The following is a 24,916-nucleotide window of genomic DNA, read 5'->3' on the forward strand; positions in this document are numbered from 1 at the left end:
TTGCATAAGCTATAACTATTGAGTATCAGTCGATAGCAACTTTTTTTTCGGTTTACCAATATTTTTTGTATCGCGATGTCTTAACTTTTTCTTTTTCACATCTTGTTTCTTTTCCGCTTTTTTAGCTTTCGCTTTTTCTGATGGTTTTTTCTTTTTAACAAGCGATGGTGCCTTGCTCTTTGGACGTAGCTCGTCAATAACTCTTAATTTTAATGGTTCTTGAATATAGCGTTCAATTTTCTTTAATAAATCATAATCATGTGCTTCAACTAATGAAATTGCGGTACCTTTTTTACCCGCTCTGGCTGTTCTACCAATTCGGTGTAGATACACATCAGCTGTTTTTGGCATATCAAAGTTAAAGACATGACTGATATCATCAAAGTCAAGTCCTCGTGAGGCTACATCAGTAGCTACAAGGATTGATACAATGCCATTACCCATACGTTTGATCGCTTCATTACGTTTTGCTTGTACCATTTCACCTTCTAAATAACAGGTACGAATTTTTGCTTCATTTAACCAACTGACTAACTCATGTACACGTTCTCGTTTACGGACAAAAATAACACTTTTAGTGACATCTTCTTGTTTTAATAGATGAACCAGTAATGCTGTTTTATGTTTCACATCATCCGCACGATAATAGAATTGTAGGATCTTTTTACGTTCTTTACGGGATGGGTCTGAATTGATTTCAACAGGTTCATGGAGAATTCGTTTAGCAAAATCATGTAAGCCATCACCTTCTAGTGTTGCGGAGAATAGTAAGGTTTGGGTTCGCCAACGTGTCTCAGCTGAAATAGTTTCCACGTCCTGAGCAAAGCCCATATCTAGCATTCTATCTGCTTCGTCAAGTATTAACATTTCGACAGCCCGACAATCAAAATTTTCTTCTTTGATATATTGTAATAATCTGCCGGTTGTTGCGATAACAATATCTTGATTTTTACTAAAGATTTCAGCGTGATTCATATAGGCAACACCACCCGTAATAGTGGCGGTACTTAATGAGGTGAACTGAGTCAATAATTTGGCCTGCTCAGCAACTTGCATTGCTAATTCTCGTGTAGGTGTTAATATTAAAATTCTTGGTGGACCTGGTTTGCGTCTTGGAAAGTCTAATAAATGCTGAACAGCAGGAATTAAATAGGCTAATGTTTTACCCGTTCCTGTTGGTGCAGAGCCTATAATATCTCTATTATCAAGAGCATATGGGATGGTTTGTGCTTGAATGGCTGTCGGAACCGTCAAATTTTGCGCACTAAGCGCTTTTATAATTAGCTCATCTAAATCAAAGGATGAAAAATCATCAATAGTCATGTTGTATTCACAATAAGAAATAATGCCGCTAGTGTAACATATTTGTATCGTTTATATGAATTCAATTCCATCGATATTATATTTAAACTCACTTAAGGATTTATATTAAAAATAGAGTAGGTATAATGGATTATCGTTATTTTTTCATAATATTGATAAATACTTTATAATAAAATAGAATATACAATAGTTTGCGTTAGATAATTTTGCTTTTTGAAATCTTAAAAATTTTTAAAGTGAGTTTGTTTTATGTCAAAAAAACTTAGGCTTGGACTTGATGTCGGATCAACTACAGCTAAATGTGTTGTTTTAGATGAAAATGATAATTTTGTTTATACGAATTATGTTCGTCACAATACTTATATTATACCGACAGTCATTCAGTTACTTGATGAGATAAAGCAACAAGAAGGCGATGATATTCTGCTTTCAGTCAAGGTTACTGGTTCAGCGGGAATGGGCATTTCAGAAAAAGCTGAAATAACTTTTATACAGGAAGTTGTTGCGGCTTCAGAAGTCGTGCAACAAAAATATCCTGAAGTGAGAACCCTAATCGATATTGGCGGAGAAGATAGCAAAATGATCTTCTTTTTTCCTGATCGTGCGCCTGATATTCGAATGAATGGGAGTTGTGCTGGGGGAACTGGGGCATTTATTGATCAAATGGCAACATTGCTTAATGTGCCAGTACAAGAGTTTGATCAGCTAGCCAAAAATCATGATCATGTTTTCCCGATAGCCTCTCGTTGTGGCGTTTTTGCTAAAACCGATGTTCAAAATCTAATTAGCCGAAATGTATCAAAAGAGAATATTGCTTATTCTGTTCTTCATGCTGTTTCAATTCAATTAGTTAATACCTTAGCTCGTGGTTATGATATTATCCCTAAAGTGATGCTAATCGGTGGTCCATTTTCCTTTATTCCTACATTAAATAATGCGACATTAAAAACCTTAAATTTGACAGAAGAGCAAAGCGTTAAAACGCCATATCCGACGCTGTTGTCCGCATGGGGGGCTGCAATTCATTTAATTGAACGCAGTGAATTGACAATTAATGATTTTATCAACCGTTTAAATCAATCTACTCAGATTAAAACTAATGAATCCTTTCGCTTAAAACCGCTATTTAATGAATCGCTCCGTTTTGATGATTGGAAAACTAAACGTCGTTATATTGAAATTCCTCGAGTTAATTTAGTTGACTACCAAAAAAAATATGCTTTTTTAGGAATTGATAGTGGTTCGACCACTACTAAAATTACCTTAGTGAGTGAAGATGATGAACTGCTCTTTACTTATTATGCTCCAAATAATGGTCACTCTATTGCTGCTTTAATTAAAGGTCTAACTGTTTTAAAAGAAGAGATTGAACAAAGTGGTACAACCATCGAAATCGTACGTACGGGTGTGACAGGGTATGGTGAAGAGTTATTAAAAGCGGCTTTTTCAATTGATGATGGATTAGTTGAAACAATGGCTCACTTTGCCGCAGCTAAACATATTGAGCCTAATGTGTCATTTATTATGGACATTGGCGGACAAGATATGAAAGCCATTTTTGTTGCTAATGGTGTGGTCAATAATATTGAGCTTAATGAGGCGTGTTCATCTGGATGTGGATCGTTTATCGAAACATTTGCTAAATCATTGAATTCCAATACTATCGACTTTGCTGATGCAGCATGCCACTCAAATAATCCATGTGATTTAGGTACCCGTTGTACCGTTTTTATGAATTCTAAAGTTAAGCAAGCGTTACGTGAAAATGCCTCCGTTGGTGATATTTCCGCCGGGCTAGCTTTCTCGGTAATTAAAAATGCGATTCATAAAGTATTAAAGTTACATGACATGAGTAAATTGGGTTCAAATATTGTTGTGCAAGGAGGGACATTTAAAAACCCGGCAGTTTTTAGAGCGCTGGAACAACTGACTGGAGCGCAAATTTCTAGTTCTAATATTCCTGAATTAATGGGCGCTTATGGCAGTGCCTTAGTGGCTAAAAATAACTATCTACAGCATCAACAGCCATCACAATTTATTGGTTTAGCCAATTTAACTAAAGCACAAGAGAATCGAGCTAAAGAGTCACGTTGTAAAGGCTGTGAGAATAGCTGTGATATTATGATTTACCGTTTTGCCAACGGTCAACGCTACTATTCTGGTAATAAATGTGAGCGTTTCTTAAGTAATAATCCTCATAAAGATAGTGACTCATTTAATATGTTCGACTATAAAAATGAGTTGCTTTTTACCCGTGCCAATCATCAAGTTCCTGAAGCTAAAATTAATATCGGTATTCCTCGTATTCTTGGTCAATATGAAAATTTTCCTTTTTGGCATACTCTATTAACTGCCTGTGGAATTAATGTCACACTATCGCCTTTTTCGACAATGAAAATTTATGAGAAAGGGGCCGGGACGGTGATGTCTGATAGTATCTGTTTCCCTGCAAAATTGGTCCATGGTCATATTGTTGAACTCGCCGAGCAAAAGGTCGATCGTATTTTTATGCCAATGGTTGTACTTGAGTCAGCTGAATTTGATAATTCAGTGAATAATTATAACTGTCCGATTGTCAGTAGTTATTCCGAAGTCATGAATAGTGCGATTAATCCGGAATTAAAATATGGTATTGCATTTGATTATCCGGTGATTAATTTCACTGATTTAAAATTACTGAAAAAGGGCTGTTTTGATTATTTAAAATCATTAGGAGTAACTAAAGCGCAATTTGAACAAGCTTTTGATAATGCTATCAAGGAACAGGCTCATTATAAAAAGCAGTTATATCAAAAAGCGAATGAAGTTATTCAAGCGGCTAAACAATCAGGACGTTACGTCTATATTCTTGCGGGTCGACCTTATCACTCAGATAGTTTAATTAATCATAAAACCCCAGAAATTTTAAACGCATTAGGTTGTGATGTGATTACTGAGGATTCTGTTTTAGGGGGAATTAATGCTTTACCACCTGAACTACAAATCTGTTCACAGTGGAGTTATCCAAATAGACTATATGCTGCTGCATCTTTTGTAGCAAATCAGGCAAATAATATTCAATTTGTTCAACTCAATTCATTTGGCTGTGGGCCTGATGCGATTGTAACTGATGAGTGTAAAGCAATTTTAGAGGCAGCAGGTAAAACCTGTACGATTATTCGTGTTGATGAAATCACAGCAACGGGCTCAGTTCGGTTGCGTTTACGTTCAATAATTGAATCTATTCGAATGAATAGTCATCAGCCATTAATAACTAAAGCACGTAAATCTTCGGCGATTTTTAAAATTGAAGATAAAAAACGTCGAACTATTATTGCTCCGTTTATTTCAGAGTTTTATTCTCCAGTATTACCCGCTATCTTTGCATTATCAGGCTATAAGTTGGAGGTTTTACCTAAACCTGATAAAAACTCAGTAGAGTGGGGACTTAAATATTGTAATAACGAGATTTGTTATCCGGCGACAATTATTGTCGGTGATGTGATAAAAGCACTGCATTCTGGCCGATATCAGCGAGATGAGGTTGCTATCGGGATTACTCAAACAGGTGGACAGTGCCGAGCGAGCAGCTATTTGTCACTGATTAAAAAAGCCATGAGTAGTAGTGGTTTTGATGATATTCCGATTGTCTCACTCAGTGTTGATGACATGAAAGAAGATAATCAGCCAGGCTTTAAAATGAATTGGTTTAAGACGCTGCCTCCGACTTTCTTTTCGATGCTTTTTTCTGATTCTTTAGCAAAAATGTACTATGCGGTTTCGCCTAGAGAAGTTGTGAAAGGGCAAGCAGCTCAGGTTCGCGATGAGTATATTGGTAAATTACAAAAATTAATTCAGTTAAGACAAGGTAATAAAGCGATATTTAATTTATTAGCTGAAGCTGTCGACAGTTTTAACAACATTAATACTCATAATAAGTCATGTCCACAAATTGGTATCGTGGGAGAAATTTATGTTAAATATAATAGTTTTGGCAATCAAAATAGTATCGATTGGCTTGTTGAACAAGGTATTGAACCCGTTATTCCATCAATGCTTGAATTCTTTTCTCAAGTTTTTGTCAACTATGACAGTAATATTAGTAACCATTTACTCAGAAAAAATTACCTATCTTATTTTTATTATTTTTTCGAGAAAATTACCGATAAATATATTAATAAAACGAACAGTATTCTTAAAAATTTTAAATATTATCAACCATTCCATAATATTCGAGATATGGCCGCTAAGGCTGAAGAGATATTAAATCTAAGCAATCAATATGGTGAAGGTTGGCTAATTCCAGCGGGAATTATGACTTTTGCTGAGCAAGGTATTAATAATGTGATCAGTCTGCAACCATTTGGCTGTATTGCCAATCATGTTGTTTCTAAAGGTGTAGAGAAACGTATGAGAGATTTAAATCCAAAACTTAATTTGTTATATCTGGATTTTGATGATGGGGCTGGTGAGGTAAATGTACTTAATCGTCTACATTTTATGGTTAGTTCATTAAAGTATAAACAGTTAGAACGTATTGTTTAGTTTATTACTTAATGACAATGATAGTATTAACCCTATTATGCTTGTTAGCATAATAGGGTTAAGTTTTTATGGCTAAGTCAAATTGGATTTGTCACTACTTAGGGAAGAGCAATTAGAATCGATAACCAACACTGACCATTGCAACCCATGGATCAAGTTTATATTTTGCAGTAATTTTGTTATCACCTAAATAAGTTGTAGCATCAGTTTCAATATTGATATATCTAACTTGGGCATTGATTAGCCAGTTATTATCGATTGAGTAGTCAGCTCCTACTTGTGCTGCCCAGCCCCATGAGGAGTCAAGATCAAGTCCGCGATCAAAACCAGCGTCTTTAGCTTCACCACTTAATTTTTCGTCAAAGAAGAAAGTATAGTTTATTCCAGCGCCAACATAAGGTTGAAATTTATTGTTTGAATCCAGTGGATACCAAACTAAGCTTAATGTTGGTGGAAGATGCTTAATTTTACCTAAGCTTTTACCTGATAATCCTGTTGAGTTTCCGCCACCTAACGATAATTTATGGCTAAATGGTGTTGCTGCTAGTAATTCGATCCCTAAATTATCTGTAACCATATACTGAAAGTTTAAGCCTAGTTGAGTATCATTATCAGCTTTAGCTTTAAGATCGGTTTTAGCTCCGTTAAGTTTTACTGCTTCACTATCATTTTTTGGATGAACATAGACTGCACCACCTCGAACAATAATATCATTCGCTTTATGTGCATAACTTGCTGTACTTGTTAGCCCTAATGCCAGTGCGACTAATGTTAATTTAATTTTCAATTTATTTTCTCCTTACTATTATTTTGTTCTTAGATTGAAATAAACACGGAAACTCAATGTTATGATTTACTTTATTTTAACAAAAGTAAATTGATATTTCTGTGGTTTTGATCAAAAAAAATAATAAATTAATTTTGTTAAAAAAATTATAGAAATATTATGATATATAAATAGGATAATAGAATATTGTGTGATGCATTAATACATGCTCGTTTATGTGATAAGTAAAAGTCATTTTTTTAGTCGGTTTATATCTAATTAGCATGTGCATTAAATTCAGAACTAGATATATATTGAAATTGATTATTGGCTGAGTTGCTTTGTAAACTATTATGTCGATATTTAACATTAGGATAAAAATGAAAAAGTTATTACTGTTATTTGTTATTTTATTAAATGGATGTGGCGATAATAAAGTAACTCCCGAAATGCTTGTTGGTGAATGGAAGTGCGATATTAAACTCGAGGGAGTGACGGATCTTGATTGGCTTTTTGATAGTATTAAAGACGCTGAATCTACAAAATCATCAATTGCTTATAAAATTGAGAATAAAAAATTATTCGAAAAGCCCGATGGGCAGAAAGATTGGATTTTTATAGATGAAAAGAATCTAAAGAACAGCGAAGATATTAACACTGATGAATCTGGTGATACGACAAAAATAATAAGAAATGTAATCTATATATCAAATGATAATTTTAAAATGGAATATATTTATGAGTCTTCTATTAAGGATTATTATGAAATAGACGATATTGCTGAGCTCGCTACTGATTATAAATTAATTCATAGAGGAGAACAGATTTCTAAAGGCAAGATAGAAACGAACTGTTTTAGAGTCAATTAATTTAGTTGTAGTTTAAACTAGAGTTACTTAGACTTTGTCCTGTACTTTTCTCGTAAACGTTATAATCAAATGCCACAATCAGGTAAATCTAAAAAGTGATATTTTGATAACATATCTTGTTAATTTTGTATAATCATTATCTTGAAACAAGGGGCTATCTTGAATATTTATACTTATCCTAAAAGTAGATCACTTCGCGTTCTCTGGACTCTTGAGGAGCTCGGCGCGACATATAACACAATAAGAGTAGACCTTATGAATAGTGTTTCCGGCGTTAAATCACCGCATCCTAATGGTAAGGTTCCTTTTCTAGAAGATGAGAATTGCTCTATTAGTGAAACATTGGCGATTTGTATTTACATATGTGATAAGTATGCTGATAAATTTTTATATCCGACAAACCCTGCAGAAAAAGCCCATGTTAATTCATGGATAAGTTTTGCTCTTACCGATTTGGAATCACCTGTTTGGAACTTGCTTAAACAAGTTTTGTTTACTCCAGACAATCAGCGATTACCCCCTTTAATAAATTATTTTAAACATGAAGCAAGTCAAGTTATTTCTCGAATAAAATTTAATCCTGATTATACTTGGATTGCTGGGAACAACTTTACTCTGGCTGATATTTTTATGTCTCATACATTATTATGGGCGAAAATATGTGGAGTAGAAATAAATAGTAATATTGATAAATATTTACTCAAAGCAATGAGTAGGCCTGCTTTTTTAAAAGCGCAAGAAATAAATAACGGTTAAGTGTGTTCCTATTTTATCAGCTGAGTATTTAGATTATTAATAAAATACGTTTTATCTTTGTACTATAGATCCTCCAAGTGAGGGTTTTTTATTACCTAAAATAAAGTATTCTATGAAAGATTTTCCATTAAATTTAAACACCGTTTTATTGAGTTCATACTCAAGATAACAGCAAGCTAGTTTTTCCACAAAGGAGGTCAGGAGTAGCGCGGTATTCTTCAAAAACAGTAACTAATCAACCAACCTTACAAAATGTTACCTTCCGCTTTGAGTAAGAGAAAGCATCAATATTTTTAAGTTGGTTTAATAATCAGTTAAAGAAAGGATTTGAACTGTTTGATATTAATTTAATGCCGGAGTGGGAGATGAAAAAATTATAAGAATGAGAGGCCATTCCGCAATGTCGTTTATGTACAATGCTGGCTAATCTATTTTCTTTTTGATAAAATCCCCTTAAATCATTTAGGGGGATTTATGAGGAAGGTAATTATTTTTTTATTATTTATAGCTGTTTCCTATGGGGCGATGGCTGAATAGATGGTTTTTAGCGATTGGGTTTTTGTTGCAAATAAAGATGAAATTACAGATGAAAATAAGCCTTTTATTATGACTATTGATTTAAATGGCAGCGGTGATGTAGCTTTGTCATTTTATTGCGATTTTTTCTTTATTGCTTTAATTAAAGATAGAATAAATGACCGCGATGCGGGGAACTGGAAGGATGTTATTTTCAGAGTGGATAAAAATAAACCTAAGACAATTCCATTTCTTATGACTAAATTTGGTTACGCAACTAAAGATAAAAGTGAAATTTTTTCAACAATAAAAACTGGTAATAAATTATTAACTCGCTTTAAATTTCAAGATGAAACAAAAACGTACTCTTTTTCACTGAATGGACTGACAAGGGCTTACAATAAATTACAGCAAGAATGTAAAAACAAATAAAGCCCACTTGGGCTTATTTATTTAAAATTGAGATAAAATGAAAAAGTTACTTTTTATTGGCATCTTCAGTATTATATTAGCCGGATGTGGTGATAATAAAGTCACTAATGAATATTTAATTGGAAAGTGGGATTGTGATACCACTACCTTTACCTACATCAACAACTTAAAACAATACTTTAAACTTAATCAAAAAAAATACCATTTTAATATGGAAGAAAAAGATGGGCAGCTTTTTACAGGTAGTGATGTCGATGAAAGAGATTTTAAAACAGGAAAGTATTCATTTGAATTATCTGATGACACTATAATTAATGATGTTGTAGCTGTGAAAAATGGTGATAGCGAATTTTTCGTTACAATTATATCTGATATTTATGATAAAAATTCCGTGGATAGAAGTGAGTCAGCAAAATTGGAAGCTATTTGTACCAGAATAAAGTAACCATAAATACCATAAGGTTTTTATTGCTCCATTAATCGAAATAGCATAGTATCATCTAGACTTATAGACTTATAGACTTATAGACTTAAGTTATTGAGGTGATACTATGAAAAAAGTATTTATATTTTTAGTCGTCATGATTTTTTGTTTTCCTGTATTAGCTAAAAATTGCAAAAAGGGAATACCCTGCGGTAATTCATGTATATCTGCAAGTAAAACATGTCATATAGGTTCTTCGTCGTATAATAGCTACTCTTATAGTGGTAGCACCACCTCTTCACAGGTAAGTAAAGCAGCATTGATTTACTATAACATTAACGGTAATGGTATTAATGTTTATACAGCTGAAGATACTAAATCGAAGATTAAATTTATCTTAAATAAGAATGATAAAGTTCGGGTTTTATCTACGGGCAACCTTTGGTATAAAATTTTATCCCAAAAAGGTGATGGATTTATTTTAAAACAAAATAAAGATGGATATAACTCCATAAACAAATAAAGCCTATCAGGGCTTATTTTTACGTTATTAGCATTACTATAAAAAAACACTTTTATTTTAATGTGTATAAATATACAGTTTTAATATCAGCAATTAACAACTTTACTCTGTTTGTGTATATATTGAGCTTGAACCATGGCAACAATTCTTGTTCGCTAATCTGCTAGGGTTTAAGCACATTAAAACAGGATTACGAAAGTATCGTAGTGCTTATGTGCAAGTACCGAGAAAGAACGCTAAATCAACGACTGCTGCGATACTGGCTAACTGGTTTTTAGTCATGGAAAAGGGGCAACAAGACATCTACACCGTAGCCGTTAGCCGTGACCAAGCCCTAATCGTGTTTGATGATGCTAGGCAAATGGCCATACTTAGCCAGCCAATAAAGAAAAGGGTCACGATTCAACAACACAAAGTGATTAATCCTAAGCGAAATAGTCTACTGGATCTTTAGCGTCAAAAGCAGCGACCATTGAGGGTACTAACCCTAGCTTGTCTATTGTGGATGAATACCATCTGCACCCTGATAATGGCGTTTATTCAGCCCTTGAGCTTGGCATGGGGTAAAATTTGAGGGAATTTTATTTGCAATTACAACGGCAGGGAGCAATACCATATCAGCCTGTAAACAGCATTATGATTATTGTTGTCAAATTCTAGCTGGGGACGAGTTTAACGAATCACAATTTGCCTTAATTTATGAACTGGACGACGAGAACGAGATTGATACCCCTGATTTGTGGATCAAAGATAATCCTCACCTTGATATATCCGTCGATAGGGTCGCTTTAGAGGACACCATCAAAAAGGTGAGGGCATACCCTCACAGTGGGTCGAAATGCTCACTAAACGCTTTAATATTTGGTGTAATGGCGCAACGCCTTGGGTGAATATTGGTAGCTGGGAGCTTTGCAAGGTTGATTATAACGAAGATGATTTGAAAGGCTTAGATTGCTATGCTGGGCTAGATTTATCCTCAACAAATGACATTACTAGCGTTTGTTACTCATTTCCATTTGATACAGACGTAAGACTTTTAGCCAGACATTATATTCCCGAATTTCAACTTAATAATGTGGCCAATAAAAATCGTGAAATGTACCGTAAATGGGTTAATCAAGGCTGGATTCGAGTAACGAAAGGCGATTGTATCGATTATGACCAGATCCGCGATGATATCCTAAAAGACAGTGAACAGTTTAACATCAAGCTAATTGGGTTTGATGTGTGGAACGCCACTCAATTACGCACCCAGCTACAAAATATTGGCTTAGACGTTGAGCCATTCCCACAAACCTATGCACGATATAGCCTAACTTCAAAAACAGCGGAAGTATTTATCAGCCGTAAACGAATTAAGCACAATGCTGATCCTGTTTTGGCTTGGTCGGTAGGTAATGTGGTCATGGAAACAGATGCTAATGCTAATATTAAACCCAATAAAAAGAAAGCTGCTAACAAGATTGACCCCGCTGTCGCTTTCCTCATGTCATTTGGCACTTACTTGCTTGAGTATGGCGAAGTTGATATCAATCTAACCGATGCACAAAAATGTGCATTGGCTGAGTTTAACGGGATTGAGTTGTAATTATTTACCCTTTTTAACTTTTTCCCATTCCTCCTTAAGAATATCAGATATCAAATACGTCATTTTTTTTGATTCAATATTAGCATTGCGAATTTGCTCAATAATTTTATTTTGATCATTATCCGCACCAAAGAGAGCCGGGGTTAAACCGTAACAGTTATTAATCTCTGAACTAATGATATTTAAACAGTCAATAACTTTTTTAGATTTATCTTCATTGGGATTTAATAATAATTTCAGATAAGTCATTAAATCATACATTTCTTTAGTTTTTTTTGGGAAAAAATCAAAAGATATTTCAATGTCTTTAGTATGTTCATGAGTAAACTCAAGGTAAAAAGATGCAACAAATGAATCTATTTTAGATGTGCATAATCTCACTTCTTTAATCCATTCTTGTCTGTTTTTAGATAAAACCTCAATACCTATTCTTTTTCTACCAGCCCACCAGCCCCCAAAAGCTGCACATAGTAAAGTTGCAAAAGGAACAAACCAGTCTTTATTTTCAATTAGCCATTCTTCCATAATGAACATACCTTAATTTATGCTTAGTTATATAAAACGAAAATAATACCATGTTATTAACAACATACAACACTATAATAACACTGGTTTAATTAGGTGTTGTTAGTGCTGTAAAATCGCAAAAATAAACTTTTCCTTTTGATCTATTACCAAGTATGAGTTGCTTTCCTAATGTCATTTGGTACTTACTTGCTTGAATATGGCGAAGTCGATATTAATTTAAGCGATGCACAAAAAAGTGCATTGGCTGAGTTTAAAGGGATTGAGTTATAACACACCTTTAGCTTTTGCTAATTTTTCTAAAAATTCAGTTGTTTTTGACTCTAGTTTATTTTTAACTTCTAGTAAATTTCGGTACTCATCCTGTTCATTTCTTATTAACTTATTTATTTTTATATGTCTTTTTTTTAAATCTACATATTCATCTTCATCTTCGTTTTCTACCAAAAAGCACGTCTGATTATTATAAAGATGACGAGTGAAATTGATAATATTTTTATATTCTTCTGAGTTAATTAATTTCTCAAATTCAGTATAATTTTTTCCTAGCCACCATTTATCTAGCGTTATGAGTTGGGGGTAAAATATATTTTCGTACTTCTTAAGTATATTAAAATAGTTATCGCGTAAATATTTATCATAATTAGTATCTGATTTATTATAAATGGATCTACTTAGTTCTTCATATTCAGTGAAAAAGTCGTAATTTTTTTTAAAATAAAAATTTAATTCGGATTCTAAATTTTTTTGAAAATTAAAAAAAACATTTTGATTTTTAGCTATCTTAATTTGTTTCCAAATAAAATAAAGACCAATAGCTGCAACAATGCTAGTTAAAAAAGCGCTAATATAATTTAACCATTCCATTTTAATTAATCCTATTCAATAATTATTTAATGTCATTTTACTATGTTATTAACAACATACAACACTATAATAACACATGGTTAATATATTGATTATTAATAATAAATTTTGTTAGTGTTGTTAGTGCTGTAAAATTGCAAAAAAGAAGTTTTTCTTTTAACTCTTCACCGAAAATAATTTATTCACCAGATAAAGATATACTTCCTTTACTGGCTTGTTCAACGAAATCACCCCACCAATTCATCATATTCCGACGTTTATCAAGATAGGTTGCACGATTATAAATAGCTCTTACTGTATTTCTATCAACATGCGCTAGTGACACTTCAATTAAATCATAATCAAAACCTTGTTCATTTAAAGCAGTAGATGCTAACGATCTAAATCCATGAGCGACTAACTCACCTTTAAAGCCCATTCGTTTTAAGGCTGTATTAACTGTTTCTTTATTCATTGGTTTATTAAATGGGGCTTTCAATGTTGGGAATATAAATCTAGTATGACCACTAATATGCTTCATTATTTCAAGTATATTTATCGCCTGTTTATTGAGTGGGATAATATGATCTCGCCTCATCTTCATTTTGTCGGCTGGTATTGTCCAAGTTTTATTATTGAAGTCTATTTCTTCCCATAAAGCACTTACCGCTTCAACTGGTCTAGTTATTGTTAATAATTGCCACTCAATTAAACATCGAGTTTGAAGTTCTATGCTAGCCAAAGAAATGGCTTTCATTATTCTTGGTAATTCAGATGGTGGAAGAGAGGGAAGATTTTGCTTTTTATGTGATTTAAAAACCTTACCCATATTCACAGTTGGATTTACTTCAATAATATCTTTATTAACCGCATAAGCCATTATTCTATTAATTCGCTGTGATATTCTTTTTACCGTATCAATTTTACCCGCGTTCTCTAATGGAGTAAGTACCTCAATAAAGTCTTTTGCTTTTAATTGTGAAATAGGTTTATTGCCGAGGGTAGGGAATATATAATTTTCTAATGAATTTATTATGCGTTGTAGTGTGTCTGTAGTTATTTCTCTAGATTCTTGCTGCTGATACCATTTTTCAGCTACTCTTTTAAACGTGTTTTCATTTTCAGTAATAGCTATTTGCTGAATCGAATTGAAGTGAGTATGAGGATCTATTTTTTGGCTGACCAAAGAGCGGTATTCTTCTCGCTTTTGTCTTGCTTGCAGTAATGTAACTTCAGGATAGCTGCCAAAACTAACCAAAGTCCTTTTATTGGATATTGGATTAATATAGTTAAACCGCCATATCTTAGAGCCGTTCTTTTTAATCAGTAGATATAATCCATTGCCATCTGATAACGTGTGATCATCTTCTTTAGGCTTGCTAGATTTGATTTGAGTATCATTTAAAGGTTTTATTATTTTTGCCATGTTATACGATTTTGATGTTATATGAGGACGTATAACATAAAAGTTTGAATTTAGCTAAATCTTATTGAATCTAGATGAACGATGAATTTTATTTAAGGCTTGTGTTTGAAAGGTTTTCTGAACGTTTTTGAACTTGCTTGTTTTATTAAATGGTGGGTTGTGGGGGGATCGAACCCACGACCAATTGATTAAGAGTCAACTGCTCTACCGACTGAGCTAACAACCCACTTAATAGAAAACCTGCTTATCTTACCTAAACGTTCAGTCAAAATCAAATATAAACATCGCTAATTTTGATTTTGTCTAAAAGATTAATATGTCTAGCTCTTTATAAAAAAGGTTAGTAATAATATTTTTATTCGCTATAGTTAATGGAAAATTTAATAGTTCGACAAATTTTATGATGCTAATGATTACTAATTTGGCTAAGATATTACAGTTTTAATGTTATAAAAGACGATTGTTTATGAATGTCCTAAAATCGTGAATAATATAATAGTGTTTAAGATGATATTATTCGGTTATAATTGTTTAAAATCTTTAATTATAGCAGCATGTTATGAAGAAATTATTAGTTCTTTTATTCATAAACTTTTGGGTAGTGGGATGCGAAGATAAGCCCGGTTTTTTTATTGATGGTACTGAAAACTTAACCAGCCTTTCCGCGTTAATTGATTTAAAGAAAGACGATCCACAGTCATCGTTTCCGCTTTACTATTATGGTAAAGCTCCTGATTCTCTATTAGGCTTATCTTTTAAAGATATTCCGATTACCTCTGATCAGTATGCTTTTGATAAAATGTCGGGTCAACTTTGTAATATTCAGTTTTTTATACCCAAAGAGAGCAATCGGATGCTAATTATTGAACGCCTTAATCAAGATAAAAGATTTAAATATATTGATACGGGTGATACTTTCATGTTTACTAGGTTGATGCAGTGGACTACGGATAATGATAAAACCTATGTAGTATTAACATCTGTTGTTAATTCCAATAAATCTCATCTCGCTATTACGTTTGAAAAAGAGGGCTGCCATTGAGCTCAATTTATTATATGATTAAACCCTAATTTTTAAACGATTCATTAGTTATTTTTGTTTTTGCGAAAGTCCCAAGGTGCAATAGGATTACTATCGGACCATAGACCTAGACTGTTTTTTTTCGCTATAGATTCTAATACAACTAGCGATTCATCTGTCGCTTTATTTTTAAAACGATACGCCCAAGCATAGCCATTTGCGACCATTTTTGCATTGATATTTTTATTTTGATAAAAAATAACGCCAAGTGTACGATGATAAATATCTTGGCTCTGTGCCTTTATTAGTACATTTTTACCCGCGATAAGGGAAGCTAAAAATTGTCTAGATTTATTGACATAAGGTTGACCTCTTTCAGGCGCATCAATACCAAATAGGCGGACTCGGATTGTTTTATGCTGAGTAGTTAAAACATCTACCGTATCACCATCAATGACTTTAATAACATTGCCTGAAAAATCAGCAAAGATAGAATTACAGAATAATAGTAATAAAAAAAATAAATATTTCATAGAATTAACATAAGCTAATCACATCATTGTGATAATAATGACATACATTTGCATGCAATTATATCGCAAAATGCTTATAATAACGGAGTTTTATTTTTTACTATTGGTTTTTGTATTCAAAAGCACCTTTTTATTTATAAAAGTTAATATGGTACATACTGTAATTAATCGATGAGGCTCTTTTTATAATGGCTCAATGGACAATATAGAGTATACAGAAACACTTTTATAATGGTTATGTAAGGATCGTTTACTTTATGTATCTTATATCGTTTAAAGAAGCTAGGTTTGCTTATACCTTTGTTGACTATATGGCAACAAAAGGTGTAGCAATTCGCATTGACTTTGACAATGATGGAAACTGTCAGCTATTTTTAGATCAAGATAGTCACGATAAATTGGACTTTGTCCGTCATGAGTTAGAACAATATGTGCAACATCCGAATGATAAACGCTATATTGAGGCTTCATGGCAACAAGGTAAAATTGACTCGGTTAAGATTAATCGTAAAACTGTACGCAATTTTTTACCAAGAATTACCTCAGTTGGTCCTATAACATTAGCAATTGCTATAATATGTATTGGGCTATATATATTGCTATGGATAATCGGCCCGATGTCAATGCTGATTTATTTAGGTTATCCTGTTGGCGATAATCACGATCAGATTTGGCGCTATATAACCCCAATATTTATCCATTTTTCATTACTGCATATTATTTTTAATTTAATGTGGTGGTGGTATTTAGGTGGAATGATTGAAAAGATACGCGGCAAATTTAAATTGATCGAAATTGTAATTATAGCTGGCGTTTTATCTAATTATGCCGAGGCTGTTATGTCAGGTCCTTATTTCGGTGGCTTGTCTGGCGTTGTTTATGCTTTAATGGGGTATGTTTGGTTGTATGGTGAACGCGTGCCGTCCTCTGGTTTACGTCTTGATCGTGCGATGATTGGTATTGCAGTAATTTGGCTAATAGCCGGATATATTGGTATCATTGGTTATATTGCTAATACAGCTCATTTAGTTGGACTCATTGTTGGATTATTACTCGCGGCTAAAGATATTTGGATCATTAAAAAGCATTAATAGTTATTATTGTTTGATGATTAATTTTTCACGGCCTCGAGTCAAATTGATAATGAACTCGTTAAAAGAAGCTATTTTATCTTCAGTGATCGCGATATGTAGTTGAGTACTCATTGCATCAAATGTTTGTTCTTCAATGATGGCATTAGCTTCTTTTAATCGATTTTCTAAAATAGGCCACTCACTGTATAAACAAGTAATATAACATGGTATACGCAGGATAATTGGCACTAATGGCGCTTGTTGTAAACAGTGGCTAGCTGAACTACCATAAGCTCTTATTAGTCCACCTGTACCGAGTTTTATACCGCCAAAATAACGGGTAACCACCACGACAACATTGTCACAATCTTGTCCTTCAATGGCAGCAAGAATTGGGCGACCGGCAGTGCTTGTCGGTTCGCCATCATCATTAAAACGATATTGATTACCTAATTTCCATGCCCAACAATTATGTGTTGCACTCAATTCGCTGACTTGTGCAATAAAATGGCTCGCTTGTTCTGTATTGTTAATTGGCGATGCATTAACAATAAAGCGACTTTTTTTTATCTCTTCTGTAATCGTGTAAGGGCTAATTAGTGTATATAACATTTATAATTCTGCTAAAATAATCGAACGGTTTAATAATACTGAACATAAATAAAATGTCTATTAATTTAGTGCAGTTAAAACAACAGCAACTTGAATATGCTAATCAAATTATTATTCAGGATGACATTAATTTTGAGCAACCCTCATTCATTGGTGGGGCTGATGTCGGTTTTGAAGATAATGGTGAGGTGACAAGGGCAGCGATTGTTGTATTATCTTATCCAGCGCTTGAGTTAGTTGAGTATCAAATAGCGAAAATAGCAACATCATTTCCTTACATTCCAGGTTATTTATCTTTTCGTGAGTATCCCGCTTTATTACAAGCATGGCAAAACATTCAACATAAACCGACGTTACTATTTGTCGATGGTCAAGGTATTGCTCATCCTAGAAAACTGGGTATTGCGAGTCATTTAGGCTTATTACTTGATATACCTACGATCGGGGTTGCCAAACAACGCTTATATGGACAATATCAAGCGGTCGCTGATGTACCATTATCTACGCAACCACTGTTTGATAAAACAGGGGACCAACAAATTGGTTATGTTTTGCGTAGTAAAATACGATGTAACCCGCTATTTATTTCCCCGGGACATAGAATTAGTTTACAATCAGCTCTCAATTGGACTATCGCTTGTTTGAAAGGTTACCGTTTACCTGAACCAACTCGGTTTGCTGATGCTGTCGCCTCAAATAAACCATTATTCAAAAAACAGTTAGTGAAATGAGATGAAAAAATTAAGTAAGAATGGTTTTACCTTTAAACGTTTTTTTATTGCCCATGATAAATCACCGATGAAAGTCACGACCGATAGTTGTTTACTAGGTGCTTGGAGTAGGGTGAGTGAGAAAACTCAAAAAGTATTAGATATTGGTTGCGGTTGTGGGATTATTGCCTTGATGTTAGCACAACGTTTAGAAAAAAATGACAGCATGATTGATGCAATTGATATTAATTTGGATGCTGTAACTCAATGCCAAGAGAATATTGATAACTCACCATTTAACCATATTAACAGTCTATGTATTGATATTAATCAATATCAACCTAATAGTATGGCAGTTTATGATTTAATTGTTACTAATCCGCCATATTTCGCCTCCGCTGTTGATTGTCGTAATGAGCAACGCCAACAGGCTAGATATACTGAAAATTTAAATCATAATCAGCTTATTGTGATAGCCAAACGATTATTAAAAGATGACGGTTATTTTTGTGTTGTTTTACCTTATCATTTATCTGCTGTATTTATACAACAATGTTTACAACAAGGATTGTATTTGTCTGATGAGTTATGTGTAAAATACACTGAGAATAAGCAAGTCTCCTTGCACTTACTCTGTTTCACACCGCAACCAATTAAAACTGTTATTAGTCAAACATTAGTGATGCGAGATAATGAAGGAAGTTATACTGAACTGTTTCGTAATTTATTACAGGATTTTTACTTGTTTAATAATAAAATTAATCTATTTCCTTAAAAAGATAAGCCAAAATATTTGTATTTTTGATAATAACATCTTATTAAAAATGCATTTTTTTAATTTTCTTTTATTAAAAAATGAATTTTTAACGCACAAGTGCTTACAAATTGATTACAATTTTAAATATAAGCTTACATTTAAAAAGAGTCTATTTTTATATATTAACTATTAAAAAACAGTGTAAATTATATCGATAATCGTTATTTTTTAGTATAAAAAATAGTCATTTTTAACTTGTTAACAATCAAAATATTTGCTTTTATATAAATATAAAAAAACATTAACAATCTAAATATATTAAAGTTTTTTTGATTTTCCTCGGTTTAATTTAATAAGTTAATATGAAAATTTTATTAATCGCAATATCAGATCAGTTGCGTTTTAAATGATAGTTAATTTCTATTAAATTCAATTGGACTGAACGCAATAAACGATATGACAGAAATTCATAACCTATTCTAATATTACATATAAAATAGCGTATATCGGGGGGACTTATACTTGTAATGGAATTCTCGATGTCGTTGATAATTATTAAATGTAATTCAAGGAATAAGTGATGGGTCTATTTAGCACCGTAGATTTTATGAAAGCCTTAAATATAAGAAATACCGTACTGTTTTCATATTACTTACAGACTAAAAAAAAACAAATTAAATATAACCACACAATTTTATCAAATCTATTATTTTTAACTAAATTTGGACTAGCTGGCGTAATGTTATCATTAATGTCGTTTACTAGTTATTCTGCATTATCTATAAAGACCTTATTAAGTATGCAAGAGACAAAATCTTCTTTTTTTTCAAATGGAGATGTACTCACCTTAGTAAATGAGCTATTAAGTTTTAGCTACAAAGATGCTTCAGGCGCTATAGTTTATGTTGATGCCAGTAAGGCTGGATCAAAATTTATCGTTAATTCCAAAATGAAAGAAAATGAATTAGTAACTTTAGTTGATATGGTTCAGGCCCCTACAGAGTCAGCCGTAACTAATTCAAATAGTCATTCTGATCTTAGTACGACTGGAATTGAGCATCACTTAATGAAAAATATGTCTGTAAAAGGTGGCGTAACCTCTATGCTATTAAAAGATGGAATTGTGGTGACTCCTGCAGACAGACCATTTGATGGGTGTTCAAGCTACCAACTAAGAATAACACTTCCCTATATTGCAGATAGTGCAAATAATCTCAATATTCATTCAAATTATATTGACACTGCTCGTCAAGATGGGGAGGATATTTCTGGTCTGCAGCAATCAGTAACTTATACATTGGTTCCAGATGAACCTTATGCTTGTTATGCTCAAGTAAATTTAGATAGTGAAGTAGGTAATGAGGTACAACCAGTCGAACAGTGGAATTCTATCAAAGGATTTAAACGACAATCTACCGTTAATATTGATAAAAACTTTCCCACGATGGGTTTTAATTATGCCTATTTTAATTTAATCCTCACAGGGACAACAGCTAAACAGGTTATTCATGATAGTGCCACCGTTGCAAGTAGGGTTTACGGCTTATCATCTAAGGACGTTTATTTAGAGTTATCAACCACTGAGAAGCCAAATGTATTAAAAATAACACTGAGAGGGCCCAGTGATAAGCAGTTACCTGTAAGGAATTATTCGCCGACAACATTCAGATTAAAATCAGGTTCAACAGAAGTGTACAGCTTTACGATTAATAAATGGTTTGTCGCCAGAAATGATGTTGATAGTCATTATAATAGTAGACAAAGCCCCGATGCAGAGTTTTGTGCCAGTATAGGAAATGGTGGATATACACTGCCGAGTTTAGCTGATTATACCGATGGTATAGAAACGGGTTTGACGGAAAGTATAGTCACTCATGTTCGGCGTATCGGAAAAGGACTGTTTTCTGAATGGGGTAATATCAATAATACGACCTATTCAAATAGTGATTTTGATAGTGCCTATTACTGGGCAAAAAATATGCATAGCAATGGTTTGCAGTACTATATAGATTCATCAACGGGTGATGTGAATTACAATGTTTCTGATACATCATTTGGTAAAACTGTCTGTGTAAATAAGTAATCTATTTCACACGCTTTTGTTATGTATAGGGTTAGTTATACTGTTGAATTATTAGTATCATTTAAGTTAGATTTTAATTATATATCCCCATTAATAGCAAAACCCGCTGATGCGGGTTTATTTTTAGTTATTCGAAAGATATGCTATGGCGCGATTAATGGCCTTCAAATTCGACCAAGGTAAAGCAGTTAACGCCCATTTCTGTCAGTTTTTCTTGACCTTGTAAATCAGGTAGATTAATGACAAAAGCAGCATCTTCTACAATACCACCAGATTTTCGGATTAACTTCGTTGTCGCAGCAACTGTTCCACCCGTTGCAAGTAAATCATCAATAATTAGTACTCGTTCACCACTATTAATTGCATCGGTGTGTATTTCAAGAGTATCTGTACCATATTCAAGTTGATACTCCTCTTTAAATACATGGCGAGGTAATTTATGCGGTTTTCTTACTGGAATAAAACCAACACCCAATGCTAATGCAATCGGTGCTGCGAAGATAAATCCACGAGCTTCGGTACCTACAACTTTATCTATTTTCTTATTTTGATAATGTTTCACCAACAAATCAATAGTGAGTTTAAAAGCCTTTGGATTTTCCAATAAACTCGTAATATCACGAAATAAGATCCCTTCTTTAGGGTAGTTTGGAATTGTAATAATACTGTTTTTAATAAAGTCTAATTCAGATTGTTGATTATTCATAATTATTGTTCTCTGTTTATTATACTGTTATTAGGTGTCATTAGTTCAGCATAAATATAACCAATTATTGCGCCAGCAAATGCAGGAATTAGCCATCCAAGACCTTCATTATAAAGTGGTAAATAAGTTGTGAATATATTATCTACAAATTTTGTACTAGTGAAAGCCCATTGCCAGTCGGTATTGAAAAATTCACTGTGTGACTTAACAATAGAACTAATTTCAAAAAGGATACTTGTTAATAAAGTTAAGTAGATCGTCCCCATATATACTGCTTTGTAACCATTGAAAAGAGAATGAGCGAAGGTTAAAACAATTAATACAATGGTAACTGGGTAAATAATTGATAAAACAGGAACTGAAATAGAGATTAATGAAGATAAGCCGATATTGGCAAATAATCCACTAATAATAGAGAATAGAACGGCATATTGACGATAGCTTAATTTAGGGCAGAGTGATACTAAATAATTAGCACAAGCATGAGTTAATCCAATGTTTGTTGTCATACAAGCAACGGTAACCATTAGCCCAAGAATAAGATTGCCCCAAACTCCAAAATAATAAGTTGAGACTCTTGCTAATATTTGCCCACCATTATCTAATATCCCTAATTTTTCAACGCTTGTTGCTCCCATATAGACTAATGATATATAGAAGAAAGCTAGAATTGCGCCTGCAATCAAGCTTGCTTGTAAACAGGATTTGATAATTTTAGTTTTATCTTTAATACCAATGCTAATAATACTCTGTACTACAATAATACCAAAAATTAATGATGCTAGGGTATCCATGGTTAGATAACCATAAGTAAAACCGGTAAAGAATGGATAGTTTTGGTAATTTTCGGTAACGGCAGGGAGTGGATTACCCATTGGCCAGATAAGTGCAGCTAAAATCAGAATTAAGATAAAGCTAATTTTTAATGGCGTTAAGATTTTACCCACAATATCAATAAATTTATGGGGATTTAACGCTAATAAACAACAGACACCGTAGAAAAGCAAGGTGAATATAGCGAGATATAATGTAGTATGACTCTCATCAACAAACGGTTTAATTGCAATTTCAAAGGAAACGCTTCCCGTTCTTGGCATAGCAAATAATGGGCCGATAGTTAGGTATAGGGCTGTTGCAAAAATTAATCCAAAAATTATTCCACTACGTTGCGCGATTTTTAGAAAGTCTTTTTCACCTGAAAATCCCATCGCCATGACGCCAAGGAGTGGGAATATTACACCGGTTATAACAAAACCGAATGATGCCAAATCAAAATGTTGGCCTGATAATTGACCGATAGAAACCGGAAAAATAAGATTACCAGCACCAAAAAAGAGTGCAAATAATGTCATACCAATAAAAACAATACGCATGTTCTGAAGTCTATTAATAGCTAAAAAGAAGGATTATAGCGTAATAATTCTATTTTCCTATAAGCGATATCGATTTTTCAATTATTAAACGATATTTAGCTGATTTATTAACCATAAATTTAGCTGGGCAAAAAAAAATTAATATTACATAATGGATAACATATGAGATTAAAAGAGAAAAAAGGAATTACGATGAAAAAAATATTATCGATATTACTGCTGGGTTTAGTATTTCAATCTGCTTACGCTAAAACATTTGATGAAATCAAGTCATCAGGTATGTTGAGAATTGGAGTGCCAGCTGATTATGCGCCATTAGCTTATTATAATGAAAATCAGCGTCTGGTCGGTTTCGATATTGATATGGCTAAAGATTTAGCGAAGTCGCTTAATTTAACACCGGTTTTTGTTATTACCAGTTGGCCAACATTATCACAAGATTTAGCTGATGATCACTATGATATTGCTATGGGTGGCGTGACTTATACACCCGCTCGTGCTGAGCAGTTTCTACTATCAAAACCGGTAGTCCCTAATGGCAAAATTGCATTAGCTAGCTGTCAATCTGCGACAAAATTAACTAATTTAGATAAAATTAATCAGGCTGATGTTAAAGTTGTTGTGAATCCTGGCGGCACCAATGAAAGCTTTGTTAATAACAATATTCATGATGCACAGATTATTCGTGTAAAAGATAATTTCGCTAATATTCAAGCATTAAGAGAACAGACTGCTGATATGATGGTAACCGATCTAATTGAAGGCTATTACTATCAATATAAAGAGCCCGGTGTATTATGTTTAGCTACCAAAGTCCCTTTTGCTGGTACAAAAAGTTATAAAGCTTATATGGTACAACACCAAAATAGTGACTTAATTGATTATATTAATAATTGGTTAATCCAAACTGATATTAGTCGTGTTGCTAATCATTGGGGTGTGCACACTAAACTCGATTAGTACCTAATCGCTATTAAATCAGCTGCATATTGAGAGATATTTTTTATATTTTTTTGATTTAATGGTGGGGTAATTATCCATTTTAGTGGGCATTAAAGTGATTATCATCAGCGATTGATGCTGTTAGCTGTTATTAAGTATTCGGCGAAATTATTCTTGTCTTATTGATTTTTTATATTGGCATAGTAATATCGTCGATTATTTATTAATGTGTATTATTAAAATGAATGCTTATATATTACTATTTTTTGCGATTATCTGTGAGGTTGTTGCAACTTCATCATTAAAACTATCGAATGGATTTAGTCAGTTAGTCCCTTCTATTATTACTGTTATTGGTTATGCCGCTTCGTTTTATCTGTTGTCATTAACCTTAAAATCAATCCCAGTTGGCGTAGCTTATGCAATTTGGTCTGGCATCGGTATTGTATTGGTTAGCGTTATTGCTTGTTTTTTTTTCAAACAAGCGTTAGATGTTGCAGCGTTAGTCGGAATGGGCTTGATTATGCTAGGTGTGATTATTATTAATGTCTTTTCTAGTACCTCTGGCCATTAATGATGAGATAACAA

Annotated in this window: 24 protein-coding genes and 1 tRNA gene; 15 read left to right on the top strand and 10 right to left on the bottom strand. The window is 33.2% G+C overall.

Annotated features, from left to right (window positions below; translation table 11 throughout):
- Positions 1 to 15: 15 nt before the first annotated feature.
- On the bottom strand, positions 16 to 1,323 hold the full coding sequence (gene srmB / locus RHO11_01115) for an ATP-dependent RNA helicase SrmB (GenBank protein ID WVD61755.1): 1,308 nt from the start codon (positions 1,321 to 1,323) through the stop codon (positions 16 to 18).
- A 249-nt stretch (positions 1,324 to 1,572) separates the two neighbouring features.
- On the opposite strand from srmB, the gene RHO11_01120 reads away from it, so the two are divergent.
- The gene (locus RHO11_01120) at positions 1,573 to 5,847 is read left to right on the top strand and encodes an acyl-CoA dehydratase activase-related protein (GenBank protein WVD61756.1); all 4,275 of its coding nucleotides are present in this window, start codon (positions 1,573 to 1,575) and stop codon (positions 5,845 to 5,847) included.
- 112 nt (positions 5,848 to 5,959) lie between these two features.
- Here RHO11_01120 and RHO11_01125 read toward each other — a convergent pair whose 3' ends face one another.
- A complete protein-coding gene (locus tag RHO11_01125; GenBank protein ID WVD61757.1) occupies positions 5,960 to 6,634 on the bottom strand; it encodes an OmpW family outer membrane protein in 675 nt (224 codons plus the stop codon).
- Between the two features lie 359 nt (positions 6,635 to 6,993).
- Between RHO11_01125 and RHO11_01130 the strand changes: the two genes are divergently transcribed.
- The 7 genes from RHO11_01130 (at position 6,994) to RHO11_01160 (ending at position 11,721) form a co-directional block, all read left to right on the top strand.
- Entirely contained in the window at positions 6,994 to 7,482 is a 489-nt protein-coding gene (locus tag RHO11_01130; protein ID WVD61758.1) for a hypothetical protein, read from the top strand.
- A 159-nt stretch (positions 7,483 to 7,641) separates the two neighbouring features.
- Entirely contained in the window at positions 7,642 to 8,238 is a 597-nt protein-coding gene (locus RHO11_01135; protein WVD61759.1) for a glutathione S-transferase family protein, read from the top strand.
- A 537-nt stretch (positions 8,239 to 8,775) separates the two neighbouring features.
- Positions 8,776 to 9,186, top strand: coding sequence for a hypothetical protein (locus RHO11_01140; GenBank protein WVD61760.1), 411 nt, complete (start codon positions 8,776 to 8,778; stop codon positions 9,184 to 9,186).
- A 37-nt stretch (positions 9,187 to 9,223) separates the two neighbouring features.
- Positions 9,224 to 9,631 carry a hypothetical protein gene (locus tag RHO11_01145; GenBank protein ID WVD61761.1) on the top strand — a complete coding sequence of 136 codons (408 nt, stop codon included), beginning with the start codon at positions 9,224 to 9,226 and terminating at the stop codon, positions 9,629 to 9,631.
- 106 nt (positions 9,632 to 9,737) lie between these two features.
- Complete coding sequence (locus RHO11_01150) at positions 9,738 to 10,133, top strand: SH3 domain-containing protein (GenBank protein ID WVD61762.1); 396 nt, start codon at positions 9,738 to 9,740, stop codon at positions 10,131 to 10,133.
- A 121-nt stretch (positions 10,134 to 10,254) separates the two neighbouring features.
- Positions 10,255 to 10,587, top strand: a complete 333-nt coding sequence (locus RHO11_01155; GenBank protein ID WVD62833.1) for a terminase large subunit — start codon at positions 10,255 to 10,257, stop codon at positions 10,585 to 10,587.
- A 363-nt stretch (positions 10,588 to 10,950) separates the two neighbouring features.
- Positions 10,951 to 11,721, top strand: coding sequence for a hypothetical protein (locus RHO11_01160; GenBank protein WVD62834.1), 771 nt, complete (start codon positions 10,951 to 10,953; stop codon positions 11,719 to 11,721).
- Here the strand turns inward: RHO11_01160 and RHO11_01165 are convergent, their stop codons facing one another.
- The 4 genes from RHO11_01165 to RHO11_01180 form a co-directional block, all read right to left on the bottom strand.
- Positions 11,722 to 12,246, bottom strand: a complete 525-nt coding sequence (locus tag RHO11_01165) for a hypothetical protein (GenBank protein WVD61763.1) — start codon at positions 12,244 to 12,246, stop codon at positions 11,722 to 11,724.
- A 267-nt stretch (positions 12,247 to 12,513) separates the two neighbouring features.
- On the bottom strand, positions 12,514 to 13,113 hold the full coding sequence (locus RHO11_01170) for a hypothetical protein (protein WVD61764.1): 600 nt from the start codon (positions 13,111 to 13,113) through the stop codon (positions 12,514 to 12,516).
- A gap of 178 nt (positions 13,114 to 13,291) precedes the next feature.
- On the bottom strand, positions 13,292 to 14,518 hold the full coding sequence (locus tag RHO11_01175; protein WVD61765.1) for an integrase domain-containing protein: 1,227 nt from the start codon (positions 14,516 to 14,518) through the stop codon (positions 13,292 to 13,294).
- 150 nt (positions 14,519 to 14,668) lie between these two features.
- Positions 14,669 to 14,744, bottom strand: a tRNA-Lys gene (locus RHO11_01180).
- A 333-nt stretch (positions 14,745 to 15,077) separates the two neighbouring features.
- Between RHO11_01180 and RHO11_01185 the strand changes: the two genes are divergently transcribed.
- Entirely contained in the window at positions 15,078 to 15,560 is a 483-nt protein-coding gene (locus tag RHO11_01185) for a hypothetical protein (protein ID WVD61766.1), read from the top strand.
- 44 nt (positions 15,561 to 15,604) lie between these two features.
- Here the strand turns inward: RHO11_01185 and RHO11_01190 are convergent, their stop codons facing one another.
- Positions 15,605 to 16,072, bottom strand: a complete 468-nt coding sequence (locus tag RHO11_01190; protein ID WVD61767.1) for a thermonuclease family protein — start codon at positions 16,070 to 16,072, stop codon at positions 15,605 to 15,607.
- Between the two features lie 257 nt (positions 16,073 to 16,329).
- Between RHO11_01190 and glpG the strand changes: the two genes are divergently transcribed.
- The gene (gene glpG, locus RHO11_01195) at positions 16,330 to 17,163 is read left to right on the top strand and encodes a rhomboid family intramembrane serine protease GlpG (protein WVD61768.1); all 834 of its coding nucleotides are present in this window, start codon (positions 16,330 to 16,332) and stop codon (positions 17,161 to 17,163) included.
- Positions 17,164 to 17,169: 6 nt separating this feature from the next.
- On the opposite strand, the gene RHO11_01200 is transcribed toward glpG, so the two are convergent.
- Positions 17,170 to 17,757 carry a YigZ family protein gene (locus RHO11_01200; GenBank protein WVD61769.1) on the bottom strand — a complete coding sequence of 196 codons (588 nt, stop codon included), beginning with the start codon at positions 17,755 to 17,757 and terminating at the stop codon, positions 17,170 to 17,172.
- Positions 17,758 to 17,810: 53 nt separating this feature from the next.
- Here RHO11_01200 and nfi point away from each other — a divergent pair, with 53 nt between their 5' ends.
- From nfi to RHO11_01215, 3 genes are all read left to right on the top strand, one after another.
- Positions 17,811 to 18,488 (top strand): deoxyribonuclease V, encoded by a 678-nt coding sequence (nfi, locus tag RHO11_01205; protein WVD61770.1) that lies wholly within the window; start codon positions 17,811 to 17,813, stop codon positions 18,486 to 18,488.
- A 1-nt stretch (position 18,489) separates the two neighbouring features.
- The gene (locus RHO11_01210; protein WVD61771.1) at positions 18,490 to 19,242 is read left to right on the top strand and encodes a methyltransferase; all 753 of its coding nucleotides are present in this window, start codon (positions 18,490 to 18,492) and stop codon (positions 19,240 to 19,242) included.
- Between the two features lie 562 nt (positions 19,243 to 19,804).
- Positions 19,805 to 21,307, top strand: a complete 1,503-nt coding sequence (locus tag RHO11_01215; protein ID WVD61772.1) for a hypothetical protein — start codon at positions 19,805 to 19,807, stop codon at positions 21,305 to 21,307.
- A 154-nt stretch (positions 21,308 to 21,461) separates the two neighbouring features.
- Here the strand turns inward: RHO11_01215 and apt are convergent, their stop codons facing one another.
- On the bottom strand, positions 21,462 to 22,013 hold the full coding sequence (apt, locus tag RHO11_01220; GenBank protein ID WVD61773.1) for an adenine phosphoribosyltransferase: 552 nt from the start codon (positions 22,011 to 22,013) through the stop codon (positions 21,462 to 21,464).
- A 2-nt stretch (positions 22,014 to 22,015) separates the two neighbouring features.
- Entirely contained in the window at positions 22,016 to 23,386 is a 1,371-nt protein-coding gene (brnQ, locus tag RHO11_01225; protein ID WVD61774.1) for a branched-chain amino acid transport system II carrier protein, read from the bottom strand.
- Between the two features lie 192 nt (positions 23,387 to 23,578).
- Here brnQ and RHO11_01230 point away from each other — a divergent pair, with 192 nt between their 5' ends.
- Together RHO11_01230 and RHO11_01235 are read left to right on the top strand one after the other, a co-directional pair.
- Entirely contained in the window at positions 23,579 to 24,346 is a 768-nt protein-coding gene (locus tag RHO11_01230; GenBank protein ID WVD61775.1) for a transporter substrate-binding domain-containing protein, read from the top strand.
- Between the two features lie 223 nt (positions 24,347 to 24,569).
- Complete coding sequence (locus tag RHO11_01235; protein ID WVD61776.1) at positions 24,570 to 24,902, top strand: SMR family transporter; 333 nt, start codon at positions 24,570 to 24,572, stop codon at positions 24,900 to 24,902.
- The last annotated feature ends 14 nt before the right edge of the window (positions 24,903 to 24,916 follow it).

This window comes from Orbaceae bacterium BiB (assembly GCA_036251205.1).
In the GTDB taxonomy this organism is placed as follows: Bacteria; Pseudomonadota; Gammaproteobacteria; order Enterobacterales; family Orbaceae; genus Orbus; species Orbus mooreae.